Annotated in this window: 7 protein-coding genes; 4 read left to right on the forward strand and 3 right to left on the reverse strand. The window is 73.1% G+C overall.

Annotated features, from left to right (window positions below):
- Nucleotides 1-370: 370 nt before the first annotated feature.
- The 3 genes from serC to QSK22_RS31805 all read right to left on the reverse strand — a co-directional run bounded on the left by serC (nucleotide 371) and on the right by QSK22_RS31805 (nucleotide 3,176).
- Entirely contained in the window at nucleotides 371-1,507 is a 1,137-nt protein-coding gene (gene serC / locus QSK22_RS31795; RefSeq protein ID WP_285498179.1) for a phosphoserine transaminase, read from the reverse strand.
- Between the two features lie 76 nt (nucleotides 1,508-1,583).
- The gene (locus tag QSK22_RS31800; protein WP_285498180.1) at nucleotides 1,584-1,961 is read right to left on the reverse strand and encodes a hypothetical protein; all 378 of its coding nucleotides are present in this window, start codon (nucleotides 1,959-1,961) and stop codon (nucleotides 1,584-1,586) included.
- Between the two features lie 102 nt (nucleotides 1,962-2,063).
- Nucleotides 2,064-3,176, reverse strand: coding sequence for a citrate synthase 2 (locus QSK22_RS31805; RefSeq protein ID WP_285498181.1), 1,113 nt, complete (start codon nucleotides 3,174-3,176; stop codon nucleotides 2,064-2,066).
- A gap of 136 nt (nucleotides 3,177-3,312) precedes the next feature.
- On the opposite strand from QSK22_RS31805, the gene QSK22_RS31810 reads away from it, so the two are divergent.
- The 4 genes from QSK22_RS31810 to QSK22_RS31825 all read left to right on the forward strand — a co-directional run bounded on the left by QSK22_RS31810 (nucleotide 3,313) and on the right by QSK22_RS31825 (nucleotide 9,446).
- On the forward strand, nucleotides 3,313-4,098 hold the full coding sequence (locus tag QSK22_RS31810; RefSeq protein ID WP_285498182.1) for a pyridoxal 5'-phosphate synthase: 786 nt from the start codon (nucleotides 3,313-3,315) through the stop codon (nucleotides 4,096-4,098).
- A gap of 251 nt (nucleotides 4,099-4,349) precedes the next feature.
- The gene (locus QSK22_RS31815) at nucleotides 4,350-5,651 is read left to right on the forward strand and encodes an MFS transporter (RefSeq protein ID WP_285498183.1); all 1,302 of its coding nucleotides are present in this window, start codon (nucleotides 4,350-4,352) and stop codon (nucleotides 5,649-5,651) included.
- A 312-nt stretch (nucleotides 5,652-5,963) separates the two neighbouring features.
- On the forward strand, nucleotides 5,964-6,665 hold the full coding sequence (locus tag QSK22_RS31820; protein WP_285498184.1) for an iron-dependent transcriptional repressor DtxR: 702 nt from the start codon (nucleotides 5,964-5,966) through the stop codon (nucleotides 6,663-6,665).
- 408 nt (nucleotides 6,666-7,073) lie between these two features.
- A complete protein-coding gene (locus QSK22_RS31825; RefSeq protein ID WP_285498185.1) occupies nucleotides 7,074-9,446 on the forward strand; it encodes an ATP-binding SpoIIE family protein phosphatase in 2,373 nt (790 codons plus the stop codon).
- Nucleotides 9,447-9,748 lie beyond the last annotated feature (302 nt).

A 9,748-nucleotide genomic window follows, 5' to 3' on the forward strand; every position in this document is an offset into this window, starting at 1 on the left:
CCGCACCCGATCGATCACACGACCCGCCCCGACGGCCGGCCCCCTCCGCCGCCCGTCCGGCCCGCCCGGGAGCCGGCCGCGGCCGGACTCAGCCGAGTACGGCGCCGACGACCACGGCCAGGATCAGCGCGGTCAGCACGGTGGGCAGGAGCCAGCGGGGCGCACGGTTCACGGATCCGAGCTTATTCGGCCGCGCCGCCCGCTCGAACCGCCCGGTGCCGGTCGGCGTCTTTCACGGGCATGTGCCCCCGATCGCCGGACGGGCGGCCGCACGTGCTCGGCAGCGCCGGGTTCACGCCGGCCGCCCGGGGCGCCGCAGAGTCCGCCGCCACCGCCTGACCGGCGGCGCGGCGAACCCCGCCCGGCGGTGCTAGAGGCGCTCGACCACGTAGTCGATGCAGGCCGTCAGCGCCTCCACGTCGGCGGGGTCGATCGCCGGGAACATCCCGATGCGCAGCTGGTTGCGGCCCAGCTTGCGGTACGGCTCGGTGTCGACGATGCCGTTGGCCCGCAGCGTCTTGGCGACCGCCGCCGCGTCCACCGAGTCGACGAAGTCGATCGTCCCGACGACCTGCGACCGCTGCGCCGGGTCGGCCACGAACGGCGTGGTGTAGGACGTCTTCTCCGCCCAGGTGTACAGCCGCTGGGACGAGTCGGCGGTGCGGGCGGTGGTCCAGGACAGCCCGCCCTGCTCGTTCATCCACTCGATCTGCTCGGCGAACAGCAGCAGCGTCGCCACGGCCGGGGTGTTGTAGGTCTGGTCCTTGGCGGAGTTGTCGATCGCCGTGGGCAGGCTGAGGAACTCCGGCACGTACCGGCCCGAGCCCGCGATCTCCTCCACCCGGGCGAGGGCGGCCGGGGACATCAGCGCCACCCACAGGCCCCCGTCGGCCGCGAAGCACTTCTGCGGCGCGAAGTAGTACACGTCGGTCTCGGCGACGTCGACGGGCAGACCACCGGCGGCGGACGTGGCGTCCACCAGCACCAGCGCCTGGTCGGCGGAGGTGCCTGCGGGGCGCTCGATCGGCATGGCCACGCCGGTGGAGGTCTCGTTGTGGGTGAGGGCGTAGACGTCCACGCCCTCTTCGGCGGCGGCGCGCGGGTGCGTGCCCGGCTCGCTGGAGATCACCGACGGCTCGGCCAGCCACGGCGCCTTCGTCGTGACCTTGGCGAACTTGCTGGAGAACTCGCCGAACGCCAGGTGCTGCGACTTCTCGCGCACCAGGCCGAACGCGGCGGCGTCCCAGAAGGCGGTGGTGCCGCCGTTGCCGAGCACCACCTGGTACCCCTCGGGCAGCGAGAACAGCTCGGCCAGGCCGCTGCGCACCCGGCCGACCAGCGACTTGACCGGCTTCTGCCGGTGCGAGGTGCCCATGTACCGCGCCCCGGACTCGGCCAGGGCGGCCAGCTGCTCGGGCCGCACCTTGGACGGGCCGCACCCGAACCGCCCGTCGGCGGGCTTGAGGTCTTCGGGAATGACTATGGCTTTGTCAGCGCTCTCGGTCACCCGAAGAAGGCTACTTGACCTGCGGGGTGGAGCAGCGGCCGGGTTCACATCGCGAGACGCGCCGGTGAGCGGGATGTCACCGCAAGCGGCGGACCGCCCAGACGGCCAGGGCGGCCAGCCCGGCCAGGCACAGCGCGGCGATCACGGCGGGCGGGTAGATCCACGGGTCGTGCCGCTCCCGGGCCTTGAGCGCCGTGCTGACCGAGTCGTAGGCCAGAAACGCCAGCAGCAGCGCGACGAGCACGGCGGTGACGCGGCCCGCGACGGCGTCGGTGCGGCGGCGCCGCAGCTCCCGCTCCCGCTCGTACCGGCGCAGCTCCTCGGCCAGGCGCGCGGCCTCCTCGCGGGCGTCCGCGGACGGGCCCGCGGATGTGTCCGCAGACGGGGCCGCGTCCGCCGCCGGGCCGATGTCGCCGTCCAGCGGCCCGTCGTCCAGCCGGTCATGGTCGGTCACCGGCCCATCATGGCAAACCCGGACGGGCCCGGAGATGGGGAAGCCCCCGGCGACGCTGCCGGGGGCCTCATGCGCTCCAGCGGGGCGGTGGGGCGGGCCGGGTCAGCCGGCGGTGCGCTTGAGGACCTCCGCGGCGCCGGGCACGTCGTTGATGGACCGGCTGCCGGGGCCGACGTACCGGGCGCTCGGCCGGACGAGGCGGCCGGTGCGCTTCTGCTCCAGGATGTGGGCGGCCCACCCGGCGGTGCGGCCGCAGGTGAACATGGCGGGCATCATCGCGGTCGGGACCTCGGCGAAGTCCAGGATGACCGCGGCCCAGAACTCCACGTTGGTCTCGATGGCTCGGTCGGGACGGCGCTCGCGCAGCTCGGCCAGCGCGGCGTCCTCCAGGGCCTTGGCGGCCTCGTAGCGGGGGGCGCCCAGCTCCTTGGCGGTGCGGCGCAGCACGCGGGCGCGGGGGTCCTCTGCCCGGTAGACGCGGTGGCCGAAGCCCATCAGCCGCTCGCCGGAGTCCAGGATGTCGGTGACGACCTTGCGGGCGTCGCCGATCTGCTCGACCTTCTCGATCATGGGCAGCACGCGGGCGGGGGCCCCGCCGTGCAGCGGTCCGGACATGGCGCCGATCGCGCCGGAGATGCTGGCCGCGACGTCGGCGCCGGTGGAGGCGATGACGCGGGCGGTGAAGGTGGAGGCGTTCATGCCGTGCTCGGCGGCCGAGACCCAGTAGGCGTCGATGGCCCGCACGTGCCGGGGGTCGGGCTCACCGCGCCACTGGATCATGAACCGTTCGGTGATGGTCTCGCCCTCGTCGACGCGGCTCTGCGGGACCATCGGCACGCTCACGCCGCGGGCCGACTGGGCCACGAACGACAGGGCCGTCACCGACACGCGCGCCAGGTCGGCGCGGGCCTCCTCGTCGGTGATGTCCAGCAGGGGGCGCATGCCGTACGCCGTCGCCAGCATGGGCAGTGCGCTCTGGACGTCGACGCGCACGTCACCCGAGCGGAGCGGCAGGACATGCGGATCGGCGGGGGTGAGGCCGGGGTCGAAGCTGTTGTCGACGAGCAGCCCCCAGGCGTCGCCGAAGGAGACGCGGCCGACGAGCTCCTCGATGTCGACGCCCCGGTAGCGGAGGGCGCCGCCCTCCTTGTCCGGTTCGGCGATCTCGGTCTCGAAGGCTACGACCCCTTCAAGCCCGGGTTTGAAGTCGGACATGTCGTCCTGCCTTTCGTCCCCATAGTGATAAGGCGGTGCCGTGCCATTGAACCGTGTCTCCCTTACTGCTGAGTACCCAGGCCCCTGTGAGATGCACAATGCCCTGGTGAGAGGCTCAGACGCTGTGGACGGCCGGATGCCAGAGGCAAGCGGTGCGCAAAGCGCCGATATCGCGGGGGTTCCGCGCGTACCGGAGATCGACGTTTCGCGGCTGCGCGCCGCCTACGACGCGGGTGAGTTGAGGGAGGAGGCGATGCCCGCCGACCCCTTGGAGCTGTTCGCGCTGTGGCTGGCCGACGCGGTGGACGCCGGGCTGCCCGAACCGAACGCCATGGTGCTGGCCACCGCCTCGGCCGACGGCGACCCCAGCGCCCGCACCGTGCTGCTCAAGGGCTACGGCCCGGCGGGCTTCCGCTTCTTCACCAACCTGACCTCGCGCAAGGGGCGCGACCTGGCCGCCAACCCGCGCGCGACGCTGGTGTTCCCGTGGCACGCGGTGCACCGGCAGGTGATCGTGTCGGGCCCGGTCGAGGAGCTGTCGCGGGAGGAGACCGCCGGCTACTTCCAGACGCGCCCGTACGGGTCGCGCGTCGGGGCGTGGGCGAGCGAGCGGCAGTCCTCGGTGATCTCGGGGCGGGACGAGCTGGAGGCCCGGTTCGCCGAGCTGTCCGCCCGCTGGCCGGATCCGGCCGCCGCGTCCGCGGGGGCGCCCGCCGCCCGCGACGAGCGGACCGCGCGGTCCGAACGCGACCGGGCCGAGGCCGAGGCGGTCCCGCTGCCGGACTTCTGGGGCGGGTTCCGCGTGGTGCCTCTGGCGGTCGAGTTCTGGCAGGGGCGGCCCAACCGGCTGCACGACCGGCTCCGCTACCGGCGCCCGTCCCCCGACGCGGCCGCCTGGGAGCTGGAGCGCCTGTCGCCGTAGCCGCATCTGCCCCGCGGCCCCGGCCGGGGTCCTGATTGGCGTTGCGGGCTCGTCGGTTCGTAGTCTGGACGGGTTCATTACCCCGGCTAACTAACTTCCGACCGACGAGCGAGACCGTGCAGAACGCCTCCGAACCTTCTGATCCACAGGGCACCGATCCGCAGCGGGCCCGCGCGCAGACGGCAGAGCAAACGGCAGAGCAGACGGCGCACCAGGCGTCGGAGCAGACGGCGGAGAAGGCCGCGGGGCGAGTGGGCCGCGGCGGCCGGCTGCGCGCCCTCGCGATCGACACCCGTCCCCTCGCGCACGCCGCCTACCGGCGGCTGTGGCTGGGGCAGGCGGTGTCGTTCGTCGGCTTCCAGGTCACCGCCGTGGCCGTGCCCGTCCAGGTGTACGACGTGACGAAGTCGTCGTTCTGGGTGGGCGTGCTGGGCATCGTCAACCTCGTCCCGCTGATCGTGTTCGGGCTGTGGGGCGGGGCCGTCGCCGACCACGTGGACCGGCGCAGGCTGCTGTTCGGCTCGTCCTGCGTGATGTGGGTCGCGACGCTGCTGCTGTTCGCCCAGGCCCTGCTCGGCTGGGACGAGCTGTGGTTGATCATGGTGGTGGTGGCCGTCCAGGCGACGGGCTTCGCGGTCTCGTCCCCGACCCGCAACGCGATCATCCCCCGGCTGCTGGACCGTTCCCTCGTCCCGGCCGCCAACACTTTGAACTTCACCGCCAGCCAGGTCGGCACGCTGGCCGGCCCCCTGGTGGCCGGGGTGATCCTGGCCCGCTGGAACTATGCGGCCGCCTACGCCGTGGACGCCGCGCTGTTCACCGCGGGCCTGTACGCGGCGCTGCGCCTGCCCCCCATCCCGCCGCTGGGGGAGGTGACGGGCGCGCCCGGCCTGCGCTCGGTCTTCGAGGGACTGCGCTACTTGTCCACGCAGCCCGTCCTGCTGATGTCGTTCGTCGTCGACATCATCGCCATGGGCGTGGCCATGCCGCGTGCGCTGTTCCCCGAGCTGGCCGAGACCCGTTTCGGCGGGGAGAGCGCGGTCGGCTGGCTGTACGCATCGATCGCCATCGGCGCGGTCGTCGGCGGCCTGATGTCGGGCTGGATCGGACGGGTGCACCGGCAGGGCGCGGCCCTCGTCGGCGCCATCGTGGTGTGGGGCCTGGCCGTCGCCGCCGCCGGGCTCGCCCACCAGCTGTGGTTGGCCGTGGCACTGCTGGCCGTGGGCGGGGCGGCCGACCTGGTGTCGGCGGTGTTCCGGCAGACGATGCTCCAGACGTACGCGCCGGACGAGATGCGCGGCCGTCTCCAGGGGGTCTTCACCGTGGTCGTCGCAGGCGGCCCCCGGCTCGGCGACCTGCGCGCCGGGGCGACCGCCGCCGTCGCGGGGGCCACGGTCTCCTGGGTGGGAGGCGGGCTCGCGTGCGCGGTCCTGGTGGTCGTGGCGGGCCTGTGCGTTCCGGCCCTGCTGCGCTACGACACCCGTACCGCCGTGCCCGTGCGCGCGGACGGCGCATCCGAGCCGAAGGAACCCGCGGCCGACCGCGAGTCCTGACCGGGGCGGCTCCCCCAGACCGTTGCGCCCGGCGCCGTCACCGGCCGCGGAGGGCACGCTCGCATCTCGCCCGACAACACCATGGGGCCGCGCGCCTTAGTCCAAGATCGTCTGGGCGGCATTCCCGCGGTGGTCTCCCGTAGGGCCCCGGTCCGCCGTGACCTGGGGTCACCCTGCGGGAACAGTGCGGCGTCATGGGAAGAATTCGCGGTCTTCGTGCGTTTTCGCGTATCCGCTCCAAGGGATATGCGCAGGCACCATCGCGAGAGGTGCGAAACGCGTAGACTCGAATCCACAAGTCTGGAGGGAGCTGTGACCTCACACGGCCTGATCGATACCACGGAGATGTACCTCCGTACGGTTCTGGAACTCGAAGAGGAAGGAATCGTTCCCCTTCGAGCACGCATTGCCGAGCGGCTTTCACAGAGCGGCCCGACGGTGAGTCAGACGGTGGCGCGCATGGAGCGCGACGGGCTGCTGAGGGTCGAGGGGGACCGGCACCTCGAACTGACCGAGACCGGCCGCAGCCTGGCGACCCGGGTCATGCGCAAGCACCGTCTCGCCGAGTGCCTGCTGGTCAATGTGATCGGTCTGCCCTGGGAGGACGTCCACATCGAGGCGTGCCGCTGGGAGCACGTGATGTCGGAGGAGGTCGAGCGGCGCCTGGTCGCCCTGCTCGGCAACCCCACCCACTGCCCGCACGGCAACCCGATCCCGGGCCTGGACGAGCTCGGCGGGCACGGCGACGACAGGGACACCGCCCCGCTGTCGTCGATGAGCGACGCGGCGAGCCCGGACGGCGCCCTGGCCGTCGTCCGCCGCATCAGCGAGCAGGTGCAGGGCGACAGCGAGCTGATGCTTAAACTCAAGCGAATCGGGATACAACCGGGGCGAGAGGTGACTCTTCGGGCGACCGACGACGGGGTGCGGGTGACGTGTGACGACGAGGCCGACGACAACGCCAGCGAACTGCCGCGGTCCATCGCCGAACACGTGTTCGTCAGCGGCCGCTGAACCCGGTACGGTGCCGCCCCCACCGCCGTCCCCGACGCGGAACGCGACGCCCGGCACCTCCGGGTTTCCCGCGCCATGCCTGCGCGTCTATACCGAAGATCTCCCCATCGCCACGGCGTTCGGGCGTATCCCGAGTGCCGATTCGTCGTTCAATACCAATGACATACGTGCGGCGGCCGCGCGGCCACGTACTGTGGCCGCCCTGAGCGCGGCGGCCGGAGCGGGCGTTCGCGCGGTGCGGCCGCCGGGCGCGGCGGCGCACACGGACACGAGGAGAGCGGGCACGACGGCAGGGTGCATCACCGAACGGCGGGCGGCGACACCGGGGACGGCTGCGCCGTCCGGTCTGGCACGGGCGGCGGCGCCCGCGAGGGCCCGCGCGGCGGCCGGAAGGCGGCGGACGGCCCGATGAAGCGACCGGACGAACCGCCGTTCGAGGCGCAGCTGCCCCCCGAGACGGTGCTGAACCAGATGGAGATGGCGGTCATCGTCTGCGACCGCTTCAGCAACGTCATCTACGGCAACGAGTTCGCCCGTCGGCTGTTCGGCTTCGGCGGCGACGACCTGATCGGCCACTCGGTGCTGTCGCTCGGCATCGCCGAGGAGGACCACGAGCAGGCCACCGAACTGGCCCGGCACGTCCTCAAGGGCGGCGTGTGGGAGGGCACGTTCTGCAACCTGCGCGCCGACGGCACCACCGTCTACACCCGCGCGCACGCCGTGCCGCTGCGCCACCCGTCCGGCGCCGTCGACGGCGTGGTGATCTTCGCCCGGGAGGCGCTGCGCAGCAATCAGCGCGAGCACGAGCGCTACGGCCTGCTGGAGCGAGTGGGCGAGCGGCTGGCCGGGTCGCTGGAGCTGGAGACCACGCTGCGCCGCGTCGCCGAGACCCTGGTGCCGCAGTTCGCCGACCACTGCTTCATCGACCTGTTCAGCGGCGACCGGCTGTACCGGCGGGTGTCCCGGCACGCCGCCGACTGGACCCCGCCGCCCGGCACCTGGCCCGAGGTCGGCGAGCCGGTCTCCTACCCGGCGGGGCACTTCGCCGCCAAGGCCATGAACCGCCGCGACACGGTGCTGGTCGAGGACATGGTCCGGCACCGCTTCTCCGCGCCCGACCTGGTCGGCCGGCAGCTGGGCGACGAGCTCGGCCTCACCTCGGTGATCTCCGCGCCGCTGCTGGTGCGCGGCGAGCTGCTGGGCGTGATGAGCGTGGCGCTGTCCAACCTGACCAGGCGGCCCGACCCGCACTACGACGCCTTCGACCGCGACCTGATGGGCGCCATCGCCGGCCGGGTCGCGCTGGCCATCGACAACGCGCTGCTGTTCGAGGAGGAGCGGGAGACCGCGCTGGCCTTCCAGAAGGACCTGCTGCCCGGCGAGCGGCCGCCCCGGCTGGACGGCCTGGAGATCGCCTGGCGGTACGAGCCGGCCCGTCCGCTGGAGTCGCACGGGCACGGCATCCAGACCCAGGTCGGCGGCGACTGGTACGACGTGATCCCGCTGTCGGCGGGCCGGGTGGGGCTGGTCATCGGCGACGTGGAGGGCCGCGGCGCGCGCGCCGCCGCCGTGATGGGCCAGCTGCGCGCCGCGCTGCGCGCCTTCGCCCAGGACGACAAGCCGCCCGCCGACATCCTGCGCAAGCTGGACGAGTGGGTGCGCACCATGACCCGGCCGCAGCGGCAGCGGTCCGGCTGGGCCCCGCCCGGCGACGACGAGGTGCGGGCGCCGCTGGTGTCGTGCACCTACTTCGTCTACGACGCCTGGTCGCGGGTGCTGGAGTTCGCCAACGCCGGGCACGACCCGCCGCTGCTGATCACCGACGGCGAGGTCGGCGAGCTGCCCTTCCGCAGCCAGGGCGGCATGCTCGGCCTGCGGTCGCCGGGCGTGGGCGGCGAGATCCTTTTCAACGAGGAATCCGCCGAGCTTGAACCCGGTTCCACGCTGGTGCTCTACACCGACGGGCTGATCGACCGGCGGCCCCGCGCCGACGGCGAGTACTACACCCGCGAGGAGTCGCGCGAGCTGGTCCGCCGGGCGGTGGCCGCGGTCGCGCGGCGGGACGTGGAGACCATCGCGGGCGCGGTGTTCGACGCGGTGCCCGGCGACATCGACGACGACGTGGCGATCGTGGTGATCCGCACCTCTCCGGAGGAGCTGGCCGTCGAGGAGCGCACCTTCCCGGCCGAGCCGATCATGGTGTCGGAGGCGCGGCGGATGGCCGCCGACACCTTCGCCTCCTGGGGCATGCTGGACGAGCAGGCCGAGCTGGCCTGCCTGCTGGTGTCGGAAGTGGTCACCAACGTGGTGCTGCACACCGCGGCCACCCCGCGGCCGCGCCGTGAGCTGGTGCTCGACGGGCCGCCGCCGGTGCGGTTCAACAGCTCCCCGTCGGCGGCCGACGCGCTGGCCGGCGCGCTCGACGACGTGGACGAGGACGACTGGTCCCTGCCCGACGCGGTGTCGGCGGCGTCCGGGCCGCTGCCCGCGCCCGTGCCGGCGACCGAGCCGCTGTTCGATGCCGGGCCGCCGCTGGACCTGCCGCTGACCCGCCGCGAACCGGCCACCAAGGAGTTCCGGCTGCGGCTGCGGCGCGGCGCCGACGCGATCTGGGTCGAGGTGTTCGACTCCGACATGCGGCTGCCGCGCATCCGCAGCGCGGGGGAGACCGACGAGGGCGGGCGCGGCCTGTACCTGGTCGACCAGCTCGCCTCCCGCTGGGGGGCCCGGCCCACCGCCGACGGCAAGGCGGTGTGGTTCGAGCTGCCCCTGCGTCCCTGACGGCGTCCGATCACGACCGCGTCCGATCACGACCGCGTCCGATCACGACCGCGTCCGATCACGACCGCGTCCGATCACGACCGCGTCCGATCACGACCGCGTCCGATCACGACCGCGTCCGATCACGACCGCGCCCGATCACACCGCGCCCGATCACACCGCGCCCGATCTCGGCGCGCTAGGTGTGCTGTTCGGGGACGTTGGTGACAGGCGACACGCCGTGGGTGGTTGTTGAACGACAGGAGGGCCTTCTGGTTTCGGTGTGGATTGCGACGACATCTGCACCGACGTCCAGGAGGCCC

It is taken from the genome of Actinomadura sp. NBRC 104425, from assembly GCF_030269545.1.
GTDB lineage: Bacteria > Actinomycetota > Actinomycetes > Streptosporangiales > Streptosporangiaceae > Spirillospora > Spirillospora keratinilytica.